The sequence below is a fragment of the Roseomonas chloroacetimidivorans genome, from assembly GCF_049629625.1.
Classification (GTDB): domain Bacteria; phylum Pseudomonadota; class Alphaproteobacteria; order Acetobacterales; family Acetobacteraceae; genus Roseomonas; species Roseomonas chloroacetimidivorans.
Window position 1 is genome coordinate 1 of sequence record NZ_JBNBZS010000073.1, and the last position, 24,871, is coordinate 24,871.

At 68.5% G+C, this 24,871-nt stretch carries 22 protein-coding genes and 2 pseudogenes; 12 read left to right on the forward strand and 12 right to left on the reverse strand.

Annotated elements, in window-relative coordinates:
- Positions 1-89: 89 nt before the first annotated feature.
- Together ACO1BU_RS29130 and ACO1BU_RS29135 are read left to right on the forward strand one after the other, a co-directional pair.
- Positions 90-287 carry a hypothetical protein gene (locus tag ACO1BU_RS29130; protein ID WP_424139472.1) on the forward strand — a complete coding sequence of 66 codons (198 nt, stop codon included), beginning with the start codon at positions 90-92 and terminating at the stop codon, positions 285-287.
- A 57-nt stretch (positions 288-344) separates the two neighbouring features.
- A pseudogene (locus ACO1BU_RS29135) lies at positions 345-752 on the forward strand (transposase); the annotation flags it as partial.
- 241 nt (positions 753-993) lie between these two features.
- Here ACO1BU_RS29135 and ACO1BU_RS29140 read toward each other — a convergent pair.
- The 8 genes from ACO1BU_RS29140 to ACO1BU_RS29175 form a co-directional block, all read right to left on the reverse strand.
- Complete coding sequence (locus ACO1BU_RS29140) at positions 994-1,653, reverse strand: IS6 family transposase (protein ID WP_424139473.1); 660 nt, start codon at positions 1,651-1,653, stop codon at positions 994-996.
- Between the two features lie 332 nt (positions 1,654-1,985).
- Positions 1,986-3,035, reverse strand: a complete 1,050-nt coding sequence (locus ACO1BU_RS29145) for a Bug family tripartite tricarboxylate transporter substrate binding protein (RefSeq protein ID WP_424139474.1) — start codon at positions 3,033-3,035, stop codon at positions 1,986-1,988.
- A gap of 89 nt (positions 3,036-3,124) precedes the next feature.
- A complete protein-coding gene (locus ACO1BU_RS29150) occupies positions 3,125-4,057 on the reverse strand; it encodes a Bug family tripartite tricarboxylate transporter substrate binding protein (protein ID WP_424139475.1) in 933 nt (310 codons plus the stop codon).
- Positions 4,058-4,164: 107 nt separating this feature from the next.
- Complete coding sequence (locus tag ACO1BU_RS29155) at positions 4,165-5,076, reverse strand: amidohydrolase family protein (protein ID WP_424139476.1); 912 nt, start codon at positions 5,074-5,076, stop codon at positions 4,165-4,167.
- Positions 5,077-5,095: 19 nt separating this feature from the next.
- Entirely contained in the window at positions 5,096-6,103 is a 1,008-nt protein-coding gene (locus ACO1BU_RS29160) for a Bug family tripartite tricarboxylate transporter substrate binding protein (protein WP_424139477.1), read from the reverse strand.
- A gap of 39 nt (positions 6,104-6,142) precedes the next feature.
- Positions 6,143-6,787 carry a 3-isopropylmalate dehydratase small subunit gene (leuD, locus tag ACO1BU_RS29165; RefSeq protein WP_424139478.1) on the reverse strand — a complete coding sequence of 215 codons (645 nt, stop codon included), beginning with the start codon at positions 6,785-6,787 and terminating at the stop codon, positions 6,143-6,145.
- A gap of 2 nt (positions 6,788-6,789) precedes the next feature.
- Positions 6,790-8,193, reverse strand: a complete 1,404-nt coding sequence (gene leuC / locus ACO1BU_RS29170) for a 3-isopropylmalate dehydratase large subunit (protein WP_424139479.1) — start codon at positions 8,191-8,193, stop codon at positions 6,790-6,792.
- A gap of 28 nt (positions 8,194-8,221) precedes the next feature.
- Positions 8,222-9,112 (reverse strand): isocitrate lyase/PEP mutase family protein, encoded by an 891-nt coding sequence (locus tag ACO1BU_RS29175; protein WP_424139480.1) that lies wholly within the window; start codon positions 9,110-9,112, stop codon positions 8,222-8,224.
- 134 nt (positions 9,113-9,246) lie between these two features.
- Between ACO1BU_RS29175 and ACO1BU_RS29180 the strand changes: the two genes are divergently transcribed.
- On the forward strand, positions 9,247-9,921 hold the full coding sequence (locus tag ACO1BU_RS29180; RefSeq protein ID WP_424139481.1) for a GntR family transcriptional regulator: 675 nt from the start codon (positions 9,247-9,249) through the stop codon (positions 9,919-9,921).
- A gap of 112 nt (positions 9,922-10,033) precedes the next feature.
- On the opposite strand, the gene ACO1BU_RS29185 is transcribed toward ACO1BU_RS29180, so the two are convergent.
- Positions 10,034-10,774, reverse strand: a complete 741-nt coding sequence (locus tag ACO1BU_RS29185) for a GntR family transcriptional regulator (RefSeq protein ID WP_424139482.1) — start codon at positions 10,772-10,774, stop codon at positions 10,034-10,036.
- 163 nt (positions 10,775-10,937) lie between these two features.
- Here ACO1BU_RS29185 and ACO1BU_RS29190 point away from each other — a divergent pair, with 163 nt between their 5' ends.
- The 4 genes and pseudogenes from ACO1BU_RS29190 to ACO1BU_RS29205 form a co-directional block, all read left to right on the forward strand.
- Positions 10,938-13,247 (forward strand): PHP domain-containing protein, encoded by a 2,310-nt coding sequence (locus ACO1BU_RS29190; protein WP_424139483.1) that lies wholly within the window; start codon positions 10,938-10,940, stop codon positions 13,245-13,247.
- A 16-nt stretch (positions 13,248-13,263) separates the two neighbouring features.
- Positions 13,264-14,247, forward strand: a complete 984-nt coding sequence (locus tag ACO1BU_RS29195; RefSeq protein WP_424139484.1) for a Bug family tripartite tricarboxylate transporter substrate binding protein — start codon at positions 13,264-13,266, stop codon at positions 14,245-14,247.
- 245 nt (positions 14,248-14,492) lie between these two features.
- A complete protein-coding gene (locus ACO1BU_RS29200) occupies positions 14,493-15,806 on the forward strand; it encodes an IS701 family transposase (protein WP_424139485.1) in 1,314 nt (437 codons plus the stop codon).
- Positions 15,807-16,081: 275 nt separating this feature from the next.
- Positions 16,082-16,492 (forward strand): annotated as a pseudogene (locus ACO1BU_RS29205) (IS21 family transposase); the annotation flags it as partial.
- A 310-nt stretch (positions 16,493-16,802) separates the two neighbouring features.
- Here the strand turns inward: ACO1BU_RS29205 and ACO1BU_RS29210 are convergent.
- On the reverse strand, positions 16,803-17,831 hold the full coding sequence (locus ACO1BU_RS29210) for an IS110 family RNA-guided transposase (RefSeq protein ID WP_424139486.1): 1,029 nt from the start codon (positions 17,829-17,831) through the stop codon (positions 16,803-16,805).
- 885 nt (positions 17,832-18,716) lie between these two features.
- Between ACO1BU_RS29210 and ACO1BU_RS29215 the strand changes: the two genes are divergently transcribed.
- Together ACO1BU_RS29215 and ACO1BU_RS29220 are read left to right on the forward strand one after the other, a co-directional pair.
- A complete protein-coding gene (locus ACO1BU_RS29215; protein WP_424139487.1) occupies positions 18,717-18,944 on the forward strand; it encodes a BrnT family toxin in 228 nt (75 codons plus the stop codon).
- Entirely contained in the window at positions 18,913-19,161 is a 249-nt protein-coding gene (locus ACO1BU_RS29220) for a BrnA antitoxin family protein (protein ID WP_424139488.1), read from the forward strand. The genes ACO1BU_RS29215 and ACO1BU_RS29220 overlap by 32 nt, the downstream gene beginning before the upstream one ends.
- Positions 19,162-19,832: 671 nt before the next feature.
- Here ACO1BU_RS29220 and ACO1BU_RS29225 read toward each other — a convergent pair.
- On the reverse strand, positions 19,833-21,185 hold the full coding sequence (locus tag ACO1BU_RS29225; RefSeq protein WP_424139489.1) for a coiled-coil domain-containing protein: 1,353 nt from the start codon (positions 21,183-21,185) through the stop codon (positions 19,833-19,835).
- A 239-nt stretch (positions 21,186-21,424) separates the two neighbouring features.
- Between ACO1BU_RS29225 and ACO1BU_RS29230 the strand changes: the two genes are divergently transcribed.
- From ACO1BU_RS29230 to ACO1BU_RS29240, 3 genes are all read left to right on the forward strand, one after another.
- On the forward strand, positions 21,425-21,595 hold the full coding sequence (locus tag ACO1BU_RS29230) for a hypothetical protein (RefSeq protein WP_424139490.1): 171 nt from the start codon (positions 21,425-21,427) through the stop codon (positions 21,593-21,595).
- A 76-nt stretch (positions 21,596-21,671) separates the two neighbouring features.
- Positions 21,672-21,920, forward strand: a complete 249-nt coding sequence (locus ACO1BU_RS29235) for an antitoxin (protein ID WP_424139491.1) — start codon at positions 21,672-21,674, stop codon at positions 21,918-21,920.
- Positions 21,917-22,333 (forward strand): PIN domain-containing protein, encoded by a 417-nt coding sequence (locus ACO1BU_RS29240; protein WP_424139492.1) that lies wholly within the window; start codon positions 21,917-21,919, stop codon positions 22,331-22,333. The genes ACO1BU_RS29235 and ACO1BU_RS29240 overlap by 4 nt, the downstream gene beginning before the upstream one ends.
- Before the next feature lie 200 nt (positions 22,334-22,533).
- Here ACO1BU_RS29240 and recD2 read toward each other — a convergent pair whose 3' ends face one another.
- Positions 22,534-24,714 carry an SF1B family DNA helicase RecD2 gene (gene recD2 / locus ACO1BU_RS29245; RefSeq protein ID WP_424139493.1) on the reverse strand — a complete coding sequence of 727 codons (2,181 nt, stop codon included), beginning with the start codon at positions 24,712-24,714 and terminating at the stop codon, positions 22,534-22,536.
- Positions 24,715-24,871 lie beyond the last annotated feature (157 nt).

Consider the following 24,871-nt stretch of genomic DNA (forward strand, 5'->3'; position numbering starts at 1 on the left):
CGTTCTTGGCGAGGTCGAGACCGACCGTGGCAATCTCCTGATGCATGACACAGCTCCTTAAACTTGGACCTACGGGATCCTACCATCCCATGCCCACGATTGGGGCAGGCGCCGTCCACAGCATCAAGTCGGCCGGGCAGGCCCAGCGGTTCCTCTCGGCGCACAGCATGATCTACGGCCACTTCCGTCCACGCCGGCACCTGATGACGGCCGGCGAGTACCGGCGCGCCCGCACCAAGGCCTTTCGCAGCTGGCAGCAGGAGACGTGCGCCCAAGCGGCATCATGATCCTGCCGTACCCTCGATCATGCGGCCGAACTTGCCTTCTCGTCGAACAACTTGCCAATGCCTGGGCGTAAGATCCTCGTTCTGCTTGCCGAGCAGATCGACGAACTCGAGAAGCGGATCGCACAGGTTGATGCCGAGATCCTGGCTTGGCACCGGGCAAATCAAGCCAGCCAACGTCTGGCCAAGATTCCCGGGATCGGGCCGCTGACCGCGAGCGCCATCGTGGCAACCGTCGCCGACGCCTCAGTATTCCGCTCTGGCCGGGAGTTCTCGGCCTGGCTCGGCTTGGTGCCCCGGCAGAACTCAACGGGCGGCAAGCAGCGCCTGGGCCGGATCACGCACCAGGGTGACGGCTACATCCGCCGCCTGCTGATCATCGGCGCACAATCCGCCCTGCAAGGCTCCCGGGAGGTGAAGTCCAACGGCTGGGTCCAGGGGCTCCTGAGCCGGTATGCCCGGCTCAAGGTTGCGGTTGCCCTCGCGAACAAAATGGCCCGCATCGCCTGGGCGCTGATGGCCAAGGGCGACGTCTATCGGCCGGCGGCCGTAACCACAGCATGAGGTGAGGCAGCCGGGAAGAGGATGCTTGCGAGAGGAAGAGGCGTGATGGAGTGAGCGGCAGTGCCGACGAGCTGGAAGCAGCCTGGAACGTATCCGGGGTCTTTGAACCCGCGAGGCCGATGAGGCCCCAGCCCGCGGACACCCATCAGGGCCTGCGGCCGTCGTGCCGCGCTGAAGGCCGGACACACGACTGCAAGCGACTACCGCTGCTCGATCGCCAGGATTCTTCTTGCAAGACAGGGGGCCATCCACACACGGATACGTTGGCGTAGACTGATCGGACCAGGTCGCAAAACCCTTGCAGACGGGGCGGGCCATACGTTTTGAAGACGCTGGTGCGGTGGGTGACCCGCCTGCCCAGCGTTGAGCGGATCGCCCGCGGGTAGGAGCCATGCCCGTCCGTGGTGACCTTGTCGGGGACGATGCCGGTGGCGGACTTGGCCGAGCGGAAGAACGCCTTGGCCGCCGCCATGTCGCGGTGCTCGCTCAGCATGGTGTCCACGAGATCGCCGTTCCGGTCGATCGCCCGATACAAGTAGCACCATCGGCCCCGGACCTTCAGATAGGTTTCGTCAACGTGCCAGGAGCGGCGCCCGTTGCGACCCCTGCCTCGACGGCGCTGGCGAAGTTCACCCGCCAGTGCCGGTGCGAGCCTGGCTTCCCAGTCCCGAACCGCCTCGTGGCTGAAGACGATACCACGGAGGAGAAACATCTCCGTCAAATCCCGCAGGGTCAGGCGGTAGCGCAAGCGCCAGAGCACCACGAGCGCGATGACGTCGCTCGGGTACTGCGCCCTGTTCAGCACCCCCGAGCTGCGCTCGTTGAACCCTCGGCCGCAGGTGCGGCACCGGAAGCGCCTGTAGCCCTGAGCCGTACGGTCCGGCCGCTCAGTCACCCCGGCCGAACCGCAGCCCTCACATTCCATCCCAGGCTCCCAGCCGCCCCTCAACCCATCAGGAGCCTATCCACACCTGCCCCAGCTCGCCAATCCGGGCACCCCTGGCGCGAGAGCTGACAGATCCCTCTAGCGCGCGCCCTGAACGTGTCACTGGACGCGCTTGTCGAGGTTAGGTGATCCGCTGTTCTCCAGTGGCATGCGGGAGCCCACGCCCAACTCGGCATTGGCAAGCTGTTGAGCTAATTCGCCTTCGTCCCGGCGGCACGTGACACTTCCGCCCAGCGGGTGATCTCGCGCCGGATGCGGTCCATCAGCGCCTCCGGCGTACCCGGTGCGGGCGTGGCGCCCTGGACCGTGATGGCGCGTCTCACCTCCGCGTCGTCGAGTGCTTCCGCCACCGCGCGGCGCAGCACCGTCAGTCGCTCGGCTGGTACCGCAGCGGGAGCGACGAGGCAGTACCAGTTCTCCAGCACCATGTCCGGCACCCCCGCCTCGGCCAAGGTGGGCACGTCGGGCAGCATCGGGAGGCGCTGCGGCGTAGTCACGGCGAGAGCACGGAGTTGGCCGGAAGCGATGAACGGGAGGAACGCCGGCCCCTCGCCGACCATCATTTGGATCTGGCCGGAAACGAGGTCGGTCGTAGCGGGCCCGGCGCCGCGATACGGCACGTGGACGATGTCGATGCCCGTCCGCAGCCGAAGCAGCTCTCCCCCGAGATGCCCGCCGGTGCCGTTACCGCCGGATCCATATGAAAGTCTGCCAGGGTGGGCCTTCGCAAAGGCCACGAGCTCCGACACACTGTGCACGGGTACGGTAGGATGGACTGCCAGGATCTGCGGCAGCGTGACCATCATGGAGATGGCGGCGAAATCCTTCAGCGGATCGTAGGGCGTCTGCGGCATGAGGCTCAGGGCCCCGGCCAAGGGGCCGCTGCCGCCCATTGCGATCGTGTAGCCGTCCGGCGACGCCTTCGCGACGATCTCCGTCCCCAACACGCCGCCCGCGCCGCCGCGGTTGTCCACCACCACAGGTTGACCCAACCGGGCAGCTACGGCTTGACCGACGGTGCGGGTAAAGACGTCGGCGGGACCGCCGGCGGCGTAAGGCACGACGATACGGATCGGGCGTGCCGGAAAAGTCTCGGCCTGCGCCGCCGCGCGGCGGGCGGGAGCGAGGGCGAGCAGGCCCAGTGCGGCAAGTCCCCTCCGACGCATTGTCTCAAAGGCTGGCAGCGTCTCGCCTGGGCGCGGCCCGGCCCCGATCTGATCTGGCCTGCACTTCCTCGTCATCCCGAACACCCTCCGCGCTTTCTCCCGCCTCGCTTCATCGGCGGGCGGTTCCCGAACAATCGGGCCGGCTTGGCGCCTCCGCCGCGCCCCTACTCCACAGTAATCCGCGCCTCTCGCACCACCCGGCCCCACTTCTCGCGCTCCGCTGCCAGGAAGCTGGCCAGGGCTTCGGGCGTAGAGGATTCAGCATCCACGCCCGCACTGGAGAGGCGCTGCTGCACCGCCGGCGTTGCTAGCGCCTCCACCACCGCCGCGTTCAGCCGGGCGACGACCGGCCTCGGCGTGCCGCCCGGCGCCATGACGCAGCCCCAGCTTGTCGCCACCGCGTCCGGGAAGCCCGCCTCACCGATCGAGGGAATGTCCGGCAGCACCGGAGAGCGGCGCGGGCCTGTCGTCGCCAGTGCCCGCACCTGCCCATCGCGGATCTGCCCGACAGCGCCGGCGGTCTGGATCGCCATCGTCTGGATCGTGCCGGACATGAGGTCGTTGATGGCCGCGCCGCTGCCCCGGTAGGGCACGTGCTGCATGTCGATCCCGGCCTGAAGCCGGAACAGCTCCACCGCCGTGTGGGTCGAGGCGCCGTGGCCAGAACTGCCGAAGGAGAGCTGCCCGGGCCGCGCCTTAGCGTAAGCCACGAACTCCTGCAGCGTCCGCACCGGAAGGCTGTTCGGCACGATGATCATCAGGTCGCTCGTATAGGCCATGGCGACCGGCGCCAGGTCCTTCACGGGGTCGAAGGGCATGGAACGGTAGATGTGCTGGTTGGTGGTGAGCACGCCGGTGCCGCCCATCAGGATGGTGTGGCCGTCCGGCGCCGCGCGCGCCACCAGCTCGGCGCCGATATTGCCGCCGGAGCCGCCGCGGTTCTCCACCACGACGGGCTGGCGGAGCAGGGTGCCCATGCGCTCGGCGATGATGCGCGCAGCGACGTCCGTGCTGCCGCCCGCGACGTAGGGGACCACGAAGCGGATCGGGCGGCTGGGCTCCCAGTCCTGGGCCCGCGCCGCGGCGGGAAGAAGCACGGCGCCTCCGCCGGCTAACAGAGATCGGCGATGCAGCACGGCAGGTTTCCTTCTTCCGTCGCCTTGCGACCGCGCTTGCTTTCGTGGCGTCGTCGCGTCGCGAGCTTCTATTCGCGCCAGGGATCGAAGCCGTAGAGAGCCGCGGGGTTCTCCGCGAAGATCCTGCGGCGTACCGCCGGATCCGGCAGCCATTCCATCAGCAGGTCGACCAGATCGCCGTCGTTCGGCATGGGGCCGTGCCAGATCGGGTGCGGCCAGTTGGTTCCCCAGACCAGCCGATCCGGCCGCGTGGCCACGAGCTCTTCCACGATCGGGCGCATGTCCCCGTATGCGGGCGCGCCCGCCGCAGACAGGCGGTAGAAGCTGGAGACCTTGGCCCAGACGTCGTCGCGGGCGAGCATGAGCCGCCGCAGGGCCTGAAAGCCCGGCGCGGAAACGCCCTCGTCACCTCGCACCCGGCCCATGTGGTCGAAGACCAGCGGCACGGGAAGGCGCAGCAGCAGCGCTTCCAGCTCGGCGAGCTCCGACGAGCGCTCGAGATGGATCTGCAAGTGCCAGCCGACGGGAGCGATCGCCTCCGCGATGGCGGAGAGCCGGTCGGTGCCGCCGTAGCCCTGCACGTGAGTGGAGACGCGGGCGCCGCGAACGCCGGCTTGGTGAAGGCGCTCCAGCTCTCCCCGGTCCGGATCGGAGCCGAGGCCCACGACGCCCCGCGCACGGTCGGGACCTAGTACCTTCATTAGCTCCAGGGTGGGCGTGCTGTCCGCGCCGTACACGCTGGCGTTCACCTGCACGGTGCGCGCCACGCCGAGCGTCCGCAGCATGGCAAGGTACGCCTCCGGCTCGGCGGGCGGCGTCGTGTAGCTCCGCTCCGGCACCATCCGTCCACGGAGCGCTGCCGGGAACACGTGGGCGTGGCAGTCGACTGTCCCAGGCGGCAGGGGGATGCGCGGCCGCCGGGGTGCCGGATCCGGGCCTGGGCAATCCGCCGAAGGGTAGTCGGAGGCCGCTGGATTCATGGCTGGGTCACTCCCGATGTCAGTCAAGATGGATTCCGGCGGTGCGGATCACCGCGTCCCACTTCTTCAACTCGTCCGCGATGAAGGCGCGGTACTCATCCGGCTTCGTGTAGTCGATCCGGATGCCCATCCCGGTCAGCCGTGCATTTACCTCAGGCTTAGCGAGCGTCTCCTGCAGAGCCTGGCTCAGCACCTCGACCACCGCGGCGGCGGTGCCGCGCGGGGCCGAGAGGCCTTCCCAGGATTCGTTGGTGAAGCCCTTCATGCCCAGCTCGATGGCCGTCGGCACCTCCGGCAGGCCAGTGGCACGGACCGGGCTGGTCACCAGCAGGGGCTTCATCTGCCCGTCGCGCGCCATCGGCAGGACGGTCGGCAGGTTCTCGAACAGGATCGGCACCTCGCCCGAAAGGAAGGCCTGCCGTGCCTCGCCCGCCCCGCGGTACGGAACGTGCAGGAGCCTGATGCCGGTCGCGTGCATCAGCATCTCCCCGGCCAGGTGCGGTGCCAGCCCGTTCCCGGGCGACCCGAAGGCGAGTTCCCCCGGCTTCTGGCGCGCCAAGGCGATCAGTTCGCCGATCGTCGAAACCGGGAAGTCGGGCCGGACGACGAGGACGTTCGGGAAGGCGCCGAAGCAGCCGATGTGCTCGAAGTCTTCGAGAGGTCGGTAGGGGATGTTGCGGTAGAGGGCTGGCCCAATCCCGTTGGACCCGACATTCGAGACGAGAATGGTATAACCGTCGGGCTGGCTGCGGGCGACGGCAGCTGCCCCGATCGTGCCGCCCGCGCCGGCGCGGTTCTCGACAACCGCCGGCACGCCAAAGCGCCCGGTGAGCTGCTGGGCCGTGAGGCGGGCCAACACGTCGATCGTTCCGCCCGGCGGGAAGGGAACGACGAGGGTGACGGTGCGCGACGGAAAGGCCTGGGCCCGCGCGCGCACCACGGTGAAGGCGGAGCCCGCGGCCACGCCCGCGAACAGCGCGCGCCGGCCGATCGGCGAATTCATCAGGGCGTTATCCTCGCGCGACACGTCTCTCTCCCTTCCAATCACGTTCCGTCCAGCGCTCTCTCAAGCGGCGCCGGAGGCGGGCTCCCCTTCCATCCGGCCGTAGAGCCAGGGCCTTCGTTCGCGGTACTGCTGCTCGAAGGCCCGGATCTCCTTGTTGTGCCGTAGTGTGAGGCCGATGTCGTCGAGTCCGAGAAGGAGACGCCGCTTGCGGCTGGCCTCGATGTCGAATCCGCGCGTCTCGCCGGCAGGCGTCGTGTAGGTCTGCGCCGGCAGGTCCACCGACATCGTCGCGCCGGGGCTGTCGTGCAGTTCCCGCCGCAGCGCGGACAGGGTCGGCGCGTCCTGCCGGATAAGGAGCAGCCCTTGCTTTGCCGCGTTCGCGAAGAAGATGTCGCCGAAGCTGACGGCCAGAACGCAGCGGAAGCCATAGTCCGACAGCGCCCAGACCGCCTGCTCGCGGCTGGATCCGCCGCCGAAGTTCTCCCCGGCGACGAGAATGCCAGCTTGGCGCCAGGCGGGACTGTTCAGCACGAAATCCGCCCGCTCCGCGCCGTCCTCCCCGAATCGCAGGTCGTGGAACAGGAAGGTCTGGTAACCCTCCTCCCGCGGGCGCCGCAGGAAGCGCGCCGGCGCGATCTGGTCGGTGTCGACGTTCGCAAGGTCGAGCGGGGCCGCGACCGCCGTCAACGTCGTCAGGGGCTGCATCGCTATCCTCCGATTACGTCGCGGGCGTCGGTGATGCGCCCGCGCAGGGCCGTGGCGGCGGCCGTGGCTGGGCTGGCCAGATGGGTGCGGCTGCCCCGCCCCTGGCGCCCCCGGAAGTTGCGGTTGGAGGTGGAGACGCAGCGCTCACCGGCGGGGACCAGGTCGCCGTTCATGCCGACACACATGGAGCAGCCGGACTCGCGCCACTCGAAGCCGGCCGCGCGGAACACCTCGTGAAGCCCTTCCGCTTCGGCCTGGCGCTTCACCAAGCTGGAGCCGGGCGAAACCATCGCGGGGATCACGGCACGGCCCTGCCGCGCGACGGCCGCAGCCTCGCGCAGGTCCTCGATACGGGCATTGGTGCAGGAGCCGATGAAGACGCGGTCGACGGGGATGCCGGCCAGAGGCGTGCGCGGCGCCAGCCCCATGTAGTCCAGGGTCTCGCACATAGCCGCTTCGCGCTCGGGGGAGGAGGCCTGCCTGGGATCCGGCACGGCGTCGGTGATGGGCAGGACGTCCTCGGCGCTGTTGCCCCAGGTCACCATGGGAGCGAGGCGGGAAGCGTCGAGCGTGACCTCCGCGTCGAACGCTGCCCCCTCGTCGCTCGGAAGCGTCCGCCACCAGGAGAGTGCGCGGTCCCAGTCGGCGCCGGTCGGGGCGTAGGGGCGCCCCTTCAGGTAAGCGAAGGTTGTCTCGTCTGGCGCGATCATCCCTGCGCGGGCGCCGGCCTCTATCGACATGTTGCAGACCGTCAAGCGCTCCTCGACGCTCAACGCGCGGATCGCGGGACCGGCATACTCGATGACGTGCCCGGCGGCGCCATTGGCGCCGATTCGGGCGATGATGGCGAGGACGAGGTCCTTGGCGGTCACGCCGGGCGGGCGCTCGCCCTCCACCGTTACCCGCATCGTCCGGGGCCGGCGCATCCACACGGTCTGCGTCGCCAGAACGTGGCAGACCTCGGAGGCGCCGATACCGAAGGCCAGGGCGCCGAGCGCGCCATGGGTCGAGGTGTGGCTGTCGCCGCAGACGATGACCGTGCCCGGCAGAGTCAGCCCCTGCTCCGGGCCGACGACGTGCACGATGCCCTGCCGCTCGTCTTCGATGTCGAAGAGGGTAAAGCCGTGCCGCGCGGCGTTGCGCTGCAGGGCCGTGACGACGCGGTGCTGGTCGGGATCGGCGATGTCCTCCAGCCGGTGGCTCCGCGTGGAGATGCCGTGGTCTGGCACCGCGAAGGTCTGCCCGGGCCGGCGGAGCGGCAGGCCGCGCTGCTCGAGGAAGCCGAAGGCGAAGTAGGACCCGTCATGCGCGAAGTGACGGGAGACCAGCAGCAGGGTCTGGCCGTCCTCGTCCTCAAGGATGGCGTGCTCCGCCCAGATCTTCTCGAACATCGTCCTCAGCGACATCGCCCCGCCCTCCCCGGCTTCCGCGCTGCTAGAAGCCGACCCGCAGTTCCTCGGCGACGGCGTATCGGGCCTCGCTCTCCCGCACCTCGGCCAGGCCCACCAGGTCGAGGAATTCGGGGAAGCTCGTCATCCTTCCCGCGACGCCTTCCACCGTGCCCGTGCTCCGCAACTCCTCGAGCACCTGGCGCGCGGCGGTGAGGCCGGCGAGGAGGAGGAAGTTCGGGTAGATCGCCAGACGGAAGCCCATGTCGCGCAGCTCCGCCGCCGTGCGGAAGGGCGTCTTGCCGCTCGCCGACATGTTGAAGACCGTCGGCACGCCGAACGCGGCAGGGATGGCGCGCAGCTGTTCCAGCGTGCGCGGCGCCTCAATGAAGATCATGTCGGCGCCCGCCGCCTCGTAGAGGCGGGCGCGGTCCATCGCCCGCTCGAATCCCTCGACCGCCAGGGCGTCAGTCCGCGCGATGACGACGAAGTCGGGGTCGTGCCGCGCGTCGCAGGCGGCGCGGATCTTCGCGGCCATCTCCTCCGCCGGCACCACGGCCTTACCGTCCAGGTGCCCGCAACGCTTCGGCCATACCTGGTCCTCGATATGGACACCAGCCACGCCGGCACGTTCATAGGCCCGGATGGTCCGTTGCACGTTCATGACGCCGCCGTAGCCCGTATCGGCATCGGCGATGAGCGGAACGCTGGCGGCATCGGCGATCCGCTCAGCGTTGTCCACCATCTCGGTGACCGAGAGCAGGCCGATATCGGGCCGGCCCAGCCGGGTGGCGGCCGTCCCGGCACCAGTCATGTAGACGGCCTGGAACCCCATCCGGCCGACCAGTCTGGCGTTTAGCGCATCCGCCACGCCGGGCGCGACGAGCAGCTCGGGTCCGCGCATCAGCTCGCGCAGCGTCCGCGTGTGTCGGCTCAAAGTCCTTCCTCCCAGCATTCGTCGGTACGCCGCCCGGCGTTTTGTGCGGCCACTTTTGCGCGACAATAGTGTCCGACAGTTTCGGCAGTCAAGACTACCTTGAAAACTTCAGGGAGTTGGCGGATCAGCCTTACATGACGGGATCGCACACCACGCCAGCCAACCAGGCCGCGAAGGGCCGGCGTCCGCGAGGCGGAACCGTCGACTATGTCGCGGGACATGTCCGCAGCCTTATCCAGGCAGGCCGCCTGGCTCTGGGCCAGCGCCTCATTGAGGCCGACATGACTCAACAGCTCGGCGTCAGCCGTGGCTCCTGGCGCGAGGCGATGGGACGACTGGCGGCTGAGGGGCTGGTGGAACTCGTGCCGAATCGCGGCGCCCTCGTGCGGCGTCTGTCGCGCCAGGAAATCACCGACCGCTACCGCATTCGGGAGGTGCTGGAAGGCCTTGCCGCCGGCCTCACAGCCGAGCGTATGGCAGAGCACGGTGAGCGCGCGCGTTTTATCGCCATGCTGGACGCGGTGGGCGCGAACCCGGATTCGCCCCGCGACGCTAACGCGGTCTTCCACAGAACCATCGCCGAGATGTCCGGCAACCGCGAGTTAGCCGGGCTGATCGGCCAGTTCGGCGTCGTCGAGCTGCGCTCGGCGCTTAATGCCGGCTACTGGCGCGCATCGGCGCAGGAGCATGCGCGGATCGCCGAGGCTATCCTCGCGGGGCAGTCCGATCTCGCCACGCAGCGTATGCGAGAACACCTTCGTTCCGCCTGCGAGAGGCTGGTCTCGGCGCCGGACTCGTCATTCGCTTGAGGCAGGATAGGCTGACACGCCAGCCGGCGTGTGACGGCGTCTCTGGCGCGTGAGCTGACAGAACCCTCGGAATAGTCCCGCAGTGGAGGACTCGCGAGAGCCGACAAGGGAATCAGGGTCGTCGTATCCTCGACTCGAACAGGACCGCGTCTCCCCTGAACTGACTCCTCGCCCAGTACAGGGCGACGCCATCACGGCCCAGCAGGATGCGGCGCCCAACCCCGATCGGAGACGCCAGGGGAATACCGAGCCAGCGTGCCGCGTCGGCATCCGCCACACCCAGCCGCAGGACCTGGCGCAGTTCCGCTAACTCTCCGCCCACCAGATCTTCCAGCAACGGCAGGACCATCTCCCTGTCGAAGCGCTGAGGCGTCAAGTCATACAGACGGCGATCGAGCCAGATATCCACCAGCGTGTAGGCGAGGCCGCCCGGCGTGCGATGGACCCGGCGCAGATGCCGGTAGGCGTCGGCCGCGCTGCCATCCCCTTCTTCCAGCGGCGCTGGCGTGTCGTCGGCCGAGAGGAGCTGGGCGAGATTGGGCCGAATGCTCCGCACGAGCTCGGACCAACCCAGATCCATGACCAGCAACGGGCGGGGCACGATGAGGTCGGTGACGAACGTCCCGCTTCCCTGGCGTGACCGGATCAGGCCCTCCAGCCGAAGTTGATCCAGTGCTTGCCGGACGGTGGAAGCGGCCACCCCGTGGCGCTCCGCAAGGGCAGCAATCGTCGGGAGCCTGCTCCCGGCCGGCAGTTGCCCGGACCGGATCTCGTGGCGAAGCAGGGCCGCGAGCTGACGATAGAGAAGGCTGGGCTCCAGAGCCGGGTTGCTGGAGATCGAAGCCGAACTCACGATCCACTTCGCCTCAAGATTGTGCAGATTGCTCGGTATCTAGGGCAACAAGGCATCATTTTGGGCATTTCCTGTGAAATCGGGGCAGAAACACCCAAATTACAAGTTTGTTGCTTTTACGTACAACCTATAGACCACTGGCACCATTTCCCGGGGCCTTGCCATGCCGCACGATCTCTCCACGCTGCACCATTCCATTCCGGGCGCCCATCCCGGCCACGTCGCCCACCACTCCGACTACAGGGCCGAAGAGATCGGCACCGTGGTCCTTCGCCCGGCGGCCCCGGTCGAGGCGGGCGCCTACGTCTCACTGGAGATCGAGTTCACTGCCGGTCGCTTCGGCATCGACGACACGGGCTCCCTCCGGATCTGCAGCCGCATCATCAGCGATCTGGGGCGCCCGCAGTTCACCGATCCCGCAGCCCCCAACTACGTTACCGCCACCGCTTCGAACGGTGCCGTGCTGCGCCTCTCCTTCGATCCCAAGCTCGCCATGCGTCCCTGGAGCCGCACGCTGACGGTAGCCGTGGAGCGCGGCTTCCTCTCACCGGGCGAGACGATCACCATCCGCTTCGGGGATCGCTCCGGCGGCTCGCCCGGCCTGCGGATGCAGACCTATTGCGAGGAGGCGTTCCGGCTCCTCGTCATGGCCGACGTCTTCGCCACTTCCAACTGGGCGCTGCTGCCGGACCAGCCCGCTCTGCGCGTCATCCCCGGCGCGCCGGCGAGTTGGAAGGCTATCGTGCCCACGCTGCGCCGCCCCGGCGAGCCCTTCGCGCTCCTGCTCCGCGCCGACGACATCTGGGGCAACCCCACCGACCGGGTGTCCGGCAGTTTCCGCCTCTCCGCCTCCGTCCCGGTCAGCGGCCTTCCGGACCGCATCACCTGGCCGGAGGGCGCCCGCGCCGTCCGCATCGATGACCTGCGCGCCGAGGCGACCGAGGGCCTCACCATCGCCTGGCAGGCAGAGGACGGCGCGCCGATCTGCGCGAGCAACCCCATCCGCCTCACCCCCGCGGCCCGCCTGCCCTTCTGGGCCGACCTGCACGGCCAGTCCGGCGAGACGGTGGGCACCAACCCCATCCGCCACTACGCCGCCTATGCCCGCGACCTCGCGGGGGTGGACGTCATCTGCCACCAGGGTAACGACTTCCAGATCACGGATTCCGTCTGGGCCGACTTCAACACCGCGACGGCCGGGATCGACGAGCCCGGCCGCTTCGTTTTCTTCCCAGGCTATGAGTGGTCGGGGAACACGGCCCTCGGCGGCGACCGCAACGTCCTCTACCCCGAGGAGGGCCGCCCCATCCGCCGCTCCAGCCGCGCGCTGATTGAGGACACCGCCCTACCCGAGACCGATGCGCTGGACGCCCGCGCCCTGCACGCCGCGTTGCGGGCGGACGGGCGCCCCACCCTCCTCTTCCCCCATGTGGGCGGCCGCTACGCCAACCTGCACTTCGCCCATGACCGGATGCTGGAGCGCGCGGTGGAGGTGCACAGCGACTGGGGCACATTCGACTGGCTGCTGGAGGACGCCTTCGCCGTCGGCGCGCGCGTCGGCGTGGTCGCCAACTCGGACGGGCACAAGGGCCGCCAGGGCGCCTCGCATCCCGGCGCCTCGCAGTTCGGCTCCTATGGCGGCCTCACCTGCATCTTGGCGGAGGAGCTGACCCGCGCCTCCGTCTTTGAGGCGCTGCACCGCCGCCGGCACTACGCCACTACCGCGGCGGCCCGCGTGCTGGTGGACGTCTCCGCGACGCTCGCCACCCCCGCCGCCCTGTACATCGACGACCCTGCCCTCGGCGGAGCGCCGGACGGCAGCACGGCGGTGGCCGGCATGGGCGACATCCTGGCGGGTGTGCGGGACGAGGCAGCGGACTTCGCCGCCGAGGTCGCCGCGGCCTCCCCGGTCGAGCGCATCGAGATCCGCAACCGCACGGAGCTCCTGGACGTCTGGCGCCCCTACGCCGAGGCCGATCTCGGCCGCCGCATCCGCGTGGTGTGGGAAGGGTCCGAGTACCGCGGCCGGGGGCGGGAGACCTTCTGGAACGGCAGCGTCTCGCTCGCCGAAAACAGCTGGTCCGGCGTGGCTCCGATCAACCGCTGGAACGTGGACAAGCCCTTCGAGGCGGACGCCGGCTCGGTGCGCTTCGGCTCCGTCACCACGGGCGGCTTCGCGGGCTTCGAGGCGGTGCTGGACGACCCGCGCGCCGGCACCCTCCGCATCGACACCGGCCTGGTGAAGGCAGAGCTCGACGTCTCGCGGATCGGCTTCGAGGACATCGTGCTCGAGGGCGGCGGGCTCGGCCGCCGCGTCCGCGTCTACCGCCTGCCCGACATCAACCCGCACAAGACGGCGCGCCTGCAGCGCCGTGTGGCCCTGCGCCAAGTTGAGGACAACGCCCTGTACATCCGCACGACCATGGAGGACGGCAGCGTCGCCTGGTCGAGCCCCATCTACCTCATCCGCTAGGCCGGAGTCCGCACCCATGCACCGCCGCACCCTCCTCTCCGCGGCCGGGGGCCTCGCTCTCGCGCCCCTGGCCGCCTCTCGTACCCTGGCCCAGCCGGCTTGGCCGAGCCGCCCCATCATGATGGTGGCGCCCCTCGCCGCCGGAAGCTCGGTCGACATCATCGCCCGCGTCGTCGCCCAGGAGTGGTCGCAGCGGCTCGGCCAACCCGTGGTCGTGGAGAACCGCCCCTCGGCCAACGGCACCGTCGCGCTGGGGCAGGTCGCGCGCGCGGCGCCGGACGGCTACACGGCCACGATCGTCGCCCAGCCGCAGGTGGCCATCAACCCGTACCTCTACACCAGCCTGCCCTACGATCCGCTGAACAGCTTCGCCCTCGTCACGCGCCTCACCACGGGCAGCAACGCCCTGGTCGTGGGCGCGGCCAGCCCCTTCCGCAGCATCGCCGACATCGTGGCCGCCGCCCGCGCGAAGCCCGGCACCCTGACCTACTCATCGGGCGGAGTGGGCAGCACGCACCACATCTCCAGCGCCATGCTGGGGCAGCAGGCGCGGCTCGACCTGACCCACGTTCCCTACCGCGGCGCGCCGCAGGGCATCATCGCCGTGCAGACGGGCGAGGTGGACTTCGCCTTCTACAATCTCCCCACCCTGCTGCCCGGCGTCCGCTCCGGCCAGCTTCGTGCCCTGGCCGTGACCTCGCCCGAGCGGACCTCCTTCCTGCCGGACGTGCCCACCATGAAGGAAGCCGGCTTCCCGGACTACGAGCTCACCTTCTGGAGCGCCGTGGCCACCGTAGCGGGCACGCCGGAGCCGATCGTGAACAGGCTCTACGAGGCGACCCGCGACATGCTTGCCAGCCCGGCAACCCAGAAAATCCTGACGGATGCCGGCTTCGAGCTGGCGCCGACCCTCACCCCGGCCGAGATGCGCCAACTGGCGCGGGAGGATCACGACCGCCTCAGCCCCGTGATCCGGGCGACAGGCGCAAGGCTGGACTGATCTGGCGGCAGGAATCCCGCCGCATGCGGCTGAAGCCGCTCCTGGGCCAGCCCAGCGGGTCCACAAGGTGGCCGCGCACCATCCGCCGGCTGCTGCCGCTCCGCCTCTGGGTCCCCGGCAGGGATCTGTCAGAGCTCGCGCCAGTGATGCCCGGATTGGCGACGTGGCGTAGGCGTGGCTAGGCTCCTGACGGGTTGATAGGCGGTTAGTCTTACTGTGTCACTTGATGCTCCTATATACTGGGCATGGTGGACGGAGATGCAAATCGGCTGCGGACGGGCGAGGATCGGTTCGCGGCGTATTTGGATGGGATCGTGTCGGTTCTGGGCCACGCGGGCCGGGTTGAACCGGCGCGGGCCTACTGCACGGGTCTTCTATTGCCGGGGGCGCGCAAGAGCGTGGAGCCCATGGCGGCGCGGATCGAGCCGGGCCGGGTGCAGGCGGCGCACCAGTCGATGCACCACGTGGTGGCCAAGGCGGCCTGGGACGACGCGGCCCTGCTCGCCGCCGTGCGCGAGGCAGTGCTGCCCGCCATCGAGCGGCACGGGCCGGTCGCCTACTGGATCGTGGACGACACCGGCTTTCCCAAGCAGGGCCAGCACTCGGTGGGAGTGGCCCGGCAGTACTGCGGGCAGTTGGGCAAGCAGGATAACTGCCAAGTCGCGGTGAGCCTTTCCGTGGCCAACGACCACGCCAGCCTGCCGATTGCTTGGCGTCTGTACCTGCCCGAGGCCTGGGCCGAGGACCCGGCACGGCGGACCAAGGCAGGGGTGCCGGAGGAGGTCGCGTTCGCGACCAAGCCGGAGATTGCACTGGAGCAGATCCGCAAGGCGCGAGCTGACGGCGTGCCGGCGGGCGTCGTGCTGGGCGATGCCGGCTACGGCGACGAGACCGACTTCCGGGTCGGGGTGAGCGAGTTCGGCCTGGACTACGTGCTGGGCATCCGCTCCGGCACGGGTGTCTGGCCGCCCGGACAGGCCCCGCTGCCACCTGCCCCCTGGTCTGGCCAGGGGCGGCCACCGACCCGGGTGCGGCGCAGTGCGGAACACCAGCCGGTCTCGGTCAAGAAGTTAGCGCAGAACCTGCCCACCCGCGCCTGGCGCCGCGTGACCTGGCGCGAAGGGAGCCAGGCCGAGCTGTCCTCACGCTTCGCGGCCGTGCGGATCCGCCCCGCGCACCGCGACACCCTGCGCTCAGAGCCCTGGCCGGAGGAGTGGCTGCTGATCGAATGGCCGAAGGGCGCGGCAGAGCCGAGCAAGTACTGGCTCTCCAACCTGCCCCCGCGCACCCCGCTCAGGCGCCTCGTCCACACGGCCAAGGCGCGCTGGCTGATCGAGCGTGACTACCAGGAACTGAAGCAGGAGATCGGGCTCGGGCATTATGAAGGTCGTGGCTGGCGCGGCTTTCACCACCATGCCAGCCTCTGCATCGCAGCGCTCGGCTTCCTTGTCGCCGAGCGCTGCCTTTTCCCCCCTCAGCAGCGCTTCACCCCGGACTGGATCAGGGCACCTGCGCTACCCCAGGACTTCCGCCCGCGGGGCGCCGCCTATCCGGCCTGAGCGCCACGTCGCGAACTCCATCGCGACACTCCGGCAGCAACTCGCCGTCAGCCTCATCAGCGCGCTCCCGCGATGCCCCTGCTGCCTGCAAACCTGCGTAATCCGGTGGATCGTGATCAGCGATTCCGTTTGATCGTGATCAGTGGATCCGGTGGATGCTGATCGGTGATTCCGGTGATCGTGATCACTGGAATTGGGGACGGGGTGGAGGAGTGGCGCGGCCGGCAAGTCTCAACCAGCGGTAGTTTCGCCCCTGTGCTGAGCAGGGGGGCGGGATGCCAGGCGAGAGAGTGCCGATGCGCAAGATCCGAGATGTTCTACGGCTTGGCTGGGGCCAGGGCCTGTCCCAGCGGGTGATGGCTCGCAGCCTTGGGCTGAGCCAGGGGGTGGTGCACGCCTATCTCAGGCGGGCCCGCAGTGCCGGGCTGACCTGGCCGCTGCCGGAGGGGCTGAGCGACGCGGGGCTGGAGGCGCTGCTGTTTCCCCCACCCAGCGGAGCCGCGGTTGAGGACCGGCCGCAGCCCGACTGGGCCTGGGTGCATCGGGAACTGCGGCGTCCGAACGTGACGCTGTCGCTTCTGTGGGAGGAATACCGGGCGGGAGCGCCGGATGGGTTCGGCTATTCCTGGTTCTGCGACCTGTACCGGTCCTGGGCGGGTCGGCTGAAACCGGCGCTGCGGCAGATCCGCTCGACACTGGGCAAGCGGATTGCGCACCGCACCAGCGTCTACAAGAACCTATGGCCCGCCCCGTCTGCAAGCTCTTCCGCGATCCGGTCCAATCAGTCTACGCCAACCTATCCGGTCTCAGGGCATAGCCCTGGCCAAGATGGAGATCCGCACGTCCCGGTCCTCATAACAACCACGGCGTCGAGCGCCAATTCTTGTAACAGGGTTCTAGAACGCCGGTCGACTGTCAGGCCATCTCGCTTCCACCGCCCGCAGACCTCATACAGCCAACCGCGCCGGGGTGAGCGCGAGCGGCCGATCTCGTTGGCTACGACACCGTCGCTGCCTGCATTTCGAACTTCTGCCCGGTACGGAGCACCGCGCAGATGATCCGCGCCAGCTTGGCGGCCAGCGCCACCACGACGGTGTTCACATGCGCCCGGGCCATCAGGCCACGCAACCAGCTGCCCAACAGCGTCTCGCCCTTGGACAGCGTCGGCAGGGCCGCACGTGCGCCGTGGATCAGCATCTTGCGGAGGTACCCGTTGCCGCGTTTGCTGATCCCCAGCAGCTTCGGCTTGCCTCCCGTGGTCATCTGCCTCGGCACGAGCCCTATCCAGGCGGCCAGGTCCCGGCCACGTCCAAAGGTTTCGGCCCTGCCGATCGCCGCGACTAACGCCGTCGCGTTCAGCGGCCCGATCCCCGGGATGGTGGGCAGCAGCCGGGCGGCCTCGTCCATCCTGGCCTCCTGTACGAACTCCTCGTCAAAGGCATCAATACGGCGGTCCAACTCGCGCCATTCGGCCTGCTGGTCCTCGATCAACAGGCGGGTCCGTGGGCTCAGCGTAACCTGATCGGCCGCCAGCAAGGTCTCAAGGTGCAGCTCCAGCTTGCGCCGCCCCTGAGGCACGATGACGCCGCGCTCCAGCAGAAAGGCGCGCAGCTGGTTGATCAGCGCCGTCCGCTCACCCACCAGCCGGTCACGCGCCCGGTGCAGGCTCTGCATGTCGAGTTGCGCCTCGCTCTTGAGCTCGACAAACCGCATCGTTGGCCGGGTCGCCGCCTCGGCGATCGCCTCCGCGTCGCGGTCGTCGTTTTTCTGCGCCTTCACATAGGGGCGCACGTACTCCGGTGACATCAATCGGACCTGGTGACCCTGGTCGCGCAGCCTGCGGCCGAGGTGATGCGCCCCACAGCAGGCCTCCATCGCCATCACGCAGCCCGGCAGGCCCGCGGCCAGCTTGATGACACCCTCCCGTTGCAGGCGGCGTCGCAGCACCACCCGCCCGCTGGCGTCGAGACCCACCACGCTGCAGCTGTTCTTACCCAGGTCGATTCCCAGAACCGCGATCTGCATCAAACCAGCTCCCGTCCCTCAGGTTACCCTGCCAGCCTAGCGCAGCAGGGGAGAGGGGCGGGCCATCCCATAACAATCGGCTCGAGCAGGATCACCGGGGCATCAAAGGCCGCGTCCGATGTATGCGTGGGTTCAAGAGCTTCACCTCAGCCGAGCGCTTCTGTCGCAGCCACGACGAACTCCGCAACCACCTCCGCCCTCGCATCCGCCACAACCAGCATGTTACCGCAAACCGCCGTCGCGTGCTTCATCTGCGTCGCGCGGAAAGCGCCCTCGCCATTCTCGCGGCAGGATAGAATGGCAGCGTCAGCCGACGAATAACAGCAGCTCTGGCGTGAGCGCTGACAGAACCGCGCCGTCTACAACGGCACACTCGGCACCGGCTTCGGCCAGCGCTTCTCGGCTGCCAACGACTGTCACCCGCAAGCGGCCATCGTCGCCTGACCCCCAGTTTCGCGGCAGTCCCACCGACAATGACGTCGCCGGGAGGAAGAGCTTCGCTCATAGCAAGGGGCTCCGGACCAGTTGAGGGGCCTGACGGTCCAGCGAGCGGACAGGACTGTGATGGGATGGACGGCCTCAAGCTCCTATGAGGTCACATCCCGCTCGACCGGCAGGTGCCGCCCGGAACACCGACAGATCACCCCAACGACACAAGGTCAGTCTCAATCCGGGTCAGGCCTTCCGAGCGGCACCGACATTCTCACAGTCTCGATCAACTGTGGGGCGGAGGAAGCCTAACCCTGACCTGCCCCCTAACCGGACGCGAGATGGCCGACGCCCAGCCCCAAGGCTAGGTTTTTGTAGCTACGGTATTGTCTGGCTTGTTTACTGTAGCTACACAAGTACATGGAGATCACCTTCGACCCCGCGAAGCGAGACAGGATGCTCCAAGAGCGCGGTCTCGACTTCAACGATGCGGCCGAGGTGTTCAAGGGCATCACCGCCACGGCGGCCGACGAGCGGCACGAATACGGTGAGCCCCGCTTCATCACTGCGGGCTACCTGCACGGTCGCTTCGTGGTGCTGGTGTGGACCCCGCGCGGTACGGCCCGCCGCATCATCTCCATGAGGTATGGACATGCCGAGGAAGAACGAAACTGGCTGGGTTGACCCTGACGACGCGCCGTCCCTGACGCGCGAGTTCTTTGAGCGTGCAGAGATCCGGCACGGGGATGCGGTGATCCGGCGTGGCCGGCCGCCTTCTGAAGCGCCGAAGAAGCTCGTCTCCGTCCGCCTGGATGCGGATTTGCTGGAGCGTCTGCGCGCTTCGGGGCCAGGGTGGCAAAGCCGCCTCAACGAGGCGGTGCGCACGTGGCTAGACCGGTAAGCACGGCCTTGGCGGGAGCCAGAACCTTCGCCACCTGCTTCCCACTAGCGGGAAGCAGGTGGCCACGTTCAGCAGCGCTACACAGGATAAAAGTAATCCGCCAAGTCAGGACGGTAGTGCCTGGTCCATAGCTCTATGATTTGGGCGTGTGGCGGGTGAAGCCGCATGACCAAGGGGGCCGGCAGTGTCGGGGGCCTTGGCTGGCTTGGCGGTCAGAAAGGTAACGAGGTCACCTCCCGCAGCCTCGTCTAGCTCGTGAAGGCTCAGCCCATCATTGAAAGCATCTTGCCTGCAGGCCGCGGCAACTGCCGTAATGTCGTCGCCGAGACCCGACGATCCATGGAGGTGGCTCTGCTTGTCCAACCACGCACCCAACCATTCAGCCGCGTCGACCACCTTCTCACCTCGTGCACGAGAGCAGGGAAGTGGAGAATGACAGGCGACATTCTGCGCTGCACTGCACAATCCGGTGGGAAAGCAAGATGAATGCGTGACGGAGAGGCCTCAGCGCGGCCGCGGCCTGGCCGAGGCCATTGTGCGCGACAACATCGAGTTATCGTGACCATTGCGTCGCAACGGGTCGCCGAGACGAGCCGCGAGCCCCCCCTTTCCTGCAGCCTGGCAGCCCCGAGGTGGCTGGTGCCGACGCCCACGGTACCTGCGTCAGGACGTCACTCGCGCATGCCTCCAGCTCCGCCCGGCGGCGTCCCCGCATTCGGCACGATCGGGGCTCCAGGCATCGCCTGGGTGTCCGGCGCAGCCCGAAGCCGGGCCGCCTGCTCCTCGAGGGCGGCCAGTTCCTGACGGCGCTGGGCGACCTGCTGCTCCAGTCCGGCCGCCTCAGCCCGCAGGCGCTCCAAGTTCGGGCCTGCGGCATCCAGGTCGGCCTGGAGCCCCGTGGCCCTGCCTTCGAGCGCCCGGACGCGAGCCGTGGCCTCCTCGCTGTTGCGGTTGATCTCCGCAGCGCGGGTGCCGGCCGCCTCGGCCTCATTGCGGCGGGCCTCCAGGTCCTTCTCAGCCTGGGCCACCTGATCGCGCAGGGCCGCCAGGCGCTGCTCGGCTTCCCCGAGAGCCTGTTGCCGGCCGGCCAGGGCCGCCTCCGCCTCGCTGACCTGGGTGCGGAGCGAGGTCGCCCGCTCCTCCAGCTCGGCGGCCCGGCGCTGCGCTTCGGTTGCGCCCTGCTGAGCGGCCTGCAGCTGGGGTCCGACCTCGCCCAGGCGCGCCTCGGCCGCCGCCACCGCGTCCTGGCGTTCCTTCAGCGCCGCCCCGGCTGCCTCGGTCGCCGCCCGGAGTTCCGCCAGCCGGGCCTCGGCGGCCGTGACTGCGTTGGCGATCTCCGCCGCGCGGCCCTCGGCAGCCCGCATCTGCTCATTGGCTGCCTCGGCGGCACGCATGATCTCCGCCAGCCGGGCCTCTGCTCCGGTCAGCGCGTTCCGGCGAGCACCGAGCTCCGCCTCGGCCGCGGTGATGGACTGACGGAGGGCCTGCGCACGGCTCTCGACGCCGGCCACGGCGGCCTGCTGCGCGGTCAGGGCCTCCTGGGCCCTTCCCGCCTCCGCGGCCAGGGCGGCGACGCGGGCCTGGGCCGCCTCCACCTGCCCTTTGATCTCGGCTGCACCGTTCTCGGCGTCCCGCAGGGCACCTTCGGCCGCGTCACGCTGCGTGGTGAGCTGGTCGAGCTGGGCCCGGCGCTCCGCGAGGGCGGCCTCAGCCGCCGTGACCTCCTGGCGCCGGGCAGCCAGGGCCGAGGTTGCGGCCTCCCCTGCCTGGCGAAGCTCCGCCAGCCGGTTCTCGGCCGCGGTCACCGCGGCGGTCAACTCATTCACCCGCCCTTCCCTGGCCGTGGTCTGTTGGCCGAGCTCGGCGAGCCGAGCCTCGGACTGGGAGATCGCGCCGGCGAGTTCGCGGCTGCGCGCCTCGGCCGTGGCGGCGGCCGCGCGGGCCGCATCCGCCTGCTGCCGCAGCGAGGCGAGATCGGTGGCGGCTTGCCGCTGCTGGTTCAGAGTGCCTTCCAGCTCCGCCACGCGCGCCGCACGCGCCTGGCTCGTCTGCTCGGCCCTGTCTAACTGGTTGCCTCGCGAGATGGCGATCCCCCACCCGACGATCAGCAGGACCAGCGCCGCCCCGGCAGCCGCCAGGATCGGCCAGGATCGGCCAGGAAAGGCCGAACAGACCCGGGCGCGTCTGTGGAATCGCTGAGGGGGCAGGCGTCATAGAGGCGGGCTGGCCTCCGCTTTCGGGTCTCTGCTCGCCGGGCTGTTCGGTGGCCATGGTCGTGCGCTTCCGCAAGGTTGCGGACCACCAACGCCCGTCTGGCTGCGGCTGTTTCGAGGCTATCAGCTTCAGCATGGTCGGATCGTTGGGCAGTAACAAATTCGGCCAGCGCTTCTCGGCTGCCAACGACTGTCACCTGCAAGCGGCCATCGTCGCCTGACCCCCAGTTATGTGGCGGTCCCTCTCTTGATAGAGTATATATATGATGTATCTATAATCCACGGGAGGAGCTAGCCATGGCTCAGATAGGCAAGATCTTTAAGACGGGCGGCAGCCAGGCAGTACGCCTACCGAAAGACCATCGCTTCCCGGGCGACAGAGTTCGGATCACTAAAGTGCCTGAAGGCACACTGCTGCAACCGGTCCTCAACGACCATGACGCTTGGTTCCAAGCCATGGACCAAGCTGGCACATCTGTCCCCTTTATGGAGGATGGTCGCGCCCAGCCCGCTCCGCAGCGCCGTCTTGCAGGCGACGATCTGTGAAGCTCATTCTAGACACCGACACCTGCATCGACCTCATCCGAGGCAGACCGCTCGAGGTGCGTGCCACCTTCGCCGCCCTCCGCGGATCAGAGCCTGCAGCGGTATCGTCCATCACCCTCATGGAGCTCGAATACGGTGTCGCCAAGTCGGCACCTGACCATCGCCCTGCAAACCGTGCCCGGCTGGCGTCCTTCCTCTCTGGCCCCATTGAGATCCTCGCCTACGACGAAGCAGACGCGACCTCGACGGGTATGGTGCGTGCACAGCTTGAGCGCCTCTGTGCCGAGATAGGCGCCTACGACGTAATGATTGCCGGCCAAGCATTCAGGCGTTCGCTTCGTGTCATCACCAGCAACACGCGTCATTTCGGCCGCGTCGATGGACTGCTCGTTGAGAGCTGGCGATCTCCTTAAACCAGCGCTACTTGGCCCACGTCTCTTCGAACATGGTGGCTTCATAACGAGGCTCCATCAATGGGGGGGAACGTTCCGCCGAGATGGAAGTTAGGCAATCGCGTTTTTGGCTGACGAAGTGGCTGCATCGGCAGGCCGAAGTGGTTGAGGCGGATTTGCAATCACGCCACGATGCCGCATTGGCAAGTTAACGGGCGTCGTCAGCTGCCCATCATCCACTCCCTGAGCTTCGACCACCGCCTGCGCGTATTCCTGTTCTTGACCGCGATGGCGAGCGCGCGCCGCTGCCCCACAAGCACGACAAGCCGCTTGCCTCGGGTCACGCCGGTGTAGAGCAGGTTCCTGGCCAGCATCGCGTAGTGCTGGGTTGTGAGCGGGATCACCACGGCCGGGTACTCGGACCCCTGCGCTTTATGGATCGTGGTCGCGTAGGCCAGCACCAGCTCGTCTAACTCCCCGAAGCCATAGGCCACTTCGCGTCCCTCGAAGCGGACCGTGAGCTCGCCTTCCTCCAGATCGATCCTGGAAATCACGCCCAGGTCGCCGTTGTAGACCTCCCGGTCATAGTCGTTGGCCACCTGCATGACCTTGTCACCCGGGCAGAAGGTCCAGCCGAAGCGCTCGACCCGCAACTCGCCCGGCGGGTTCAGCGCCTTCTGCAGCTCGACGTTAAGGGACCGGGCGCCCAGGCCGCCCCGGTTCATGGGGCACAGCACCTGGACGTCCCGGACCGGATCCAGCCCGAACCGGGCCGGGATGCGCTCCCGCACCACGGTCATGAGCTTACGCACGCCCTCCTCTGGGTCGCTGGCCTCGACGAAGTAGAAGTCCGAGCCCTCCCCCTGCCGCAGCTCGGGCATCTGGCCCTGGTTGATCCGATGCGCGTTGACGATGACCTGGCTTTGGGCAGCTTGGCGAAACACCTCGGTCAGCCTAACCACGGACAGGCTCTCTGAGCCGATGATGTCGGCCAGCACCTGCCCCGGCCCGACCGAGGGCAACTGGTCTACATCGCCGACCAGCAGCACGGCCGCCTCGTCGGGGAGCGCCTTCAGGAGGGCGCGCATAAGCGGCACGTCCACCATCGAGGTCTCGTCCACCACCAGCAGCTGGCACTCCAGAGGGCGCTCATCCGAGCGCTTGAACCCACCCGTCTTCGGATCGGTCTCCAGCAGGCGGTGAATGGTCCTGGCCTCCAGCCCGGTGCTATCCGAGAGCCGCTTTGCGGCCCGGCCGGTCGGAGCACAGAGCGCCACCTCCACTCCCTTGGCCCGTAGCACCTTCAGAATGGAGTTCACCAGCGTCGTCTTGCCCACGCCTGGGCCGCCCGTGATGACCAACAGCTTGGTGCGAAGCGCAAGGTGCACCGCCTCGCGCTGGCCTGGCGCGAGCGCCAGGCCCGTCTTGCCCTCCACCCAGGGGATGGCTCGTTCTGTGTCGATCTCCGGCCAGGGCGGCGCCCCCACGGCCAGGGCCCGTAGGCGCTCGGCGATGGCCTGCTCAGCGCGGTACAGGCCCGCGAGGAAGATGCAGCGCTCCCCCTCCAGCGTGTCGGCCACGACCTCCCCCTCCGCGAGTTCCAGCTCGAGTGCCGTCTCGATCAGGGCGGGCGGCACCTCGATCAGGGCGGCGGTCTGAGAGGTCAGCTCCTGCACCGGCAGCCCGCAATGTCCCTCACCGGTGGCCTCGGCGAGCGCAAAGGAGATGCCGGCCCGCACCCGGATCATGGCCGTGGGCTCGATGCCGAGCTTCCCGGCCACGAGGTCGGCCGTCCGGAAACCGATGCCGCGGATGTCGCGGGCGAGCCGGTAGGGGTTCTCGGTGATGACCTGCACGGCATTGGCCCCGTAGGTCTTGTAGATCCGCACGGCCCTGGAGGTGCCCACCCCGTGGGCATGCAGGAACAGCATGATCTCGCGGATTACCTTCTGCTCGGCCCAGCCCGCGACGATGCGGGCCGCGCGCTTGGGGCCGATGCCGGTGACCTCGCGGAGCCGCCGAGGCTCAGCCTCGATCAGGTCGAAGACCGCCTCGCCGAAGGCGCGCACCAGCTTCTTCGCGTAGACCGGGCCGATGCCGCGGATCATCCCTGAGCCGAGGTAGCGCTCAATGCCCTCCAGCGTCGTCGGCGGGCTTGCCTTGAGGAAGCCTGCCCGGAACTGCAGGCCGTGGGCACGGTCATTGACCCAGCTGCCCGAGAGCTGGACCCACTCGCCGGCCGAGATTGTGGCCGCATGTCCGACCACGGTCACCAAGTCCTTATGGCCGCGCGCCTTCACCCGCAGCACGCAGAAGCCGTTCTCTGCGTTGTGGTAGGTCACCCGCTCCACCAGCCCGGCCAGGGCCTCGGTCGGAGCAGTCTGGGCAGCCGTCTGGCTCATCATTTCAGGGGCCGGGAACGAGGACGCCATCTCACGAATCCCCTCATTTTCATTGGCTCAGTTATGGCCGCGATTCGCCTGCGTTTCGTAGAACCTCCGTGTCACGGACGGATGGGTGTGGGCAGTGATCGAGGCGGCGCGTGCGATTGGGCGTTTG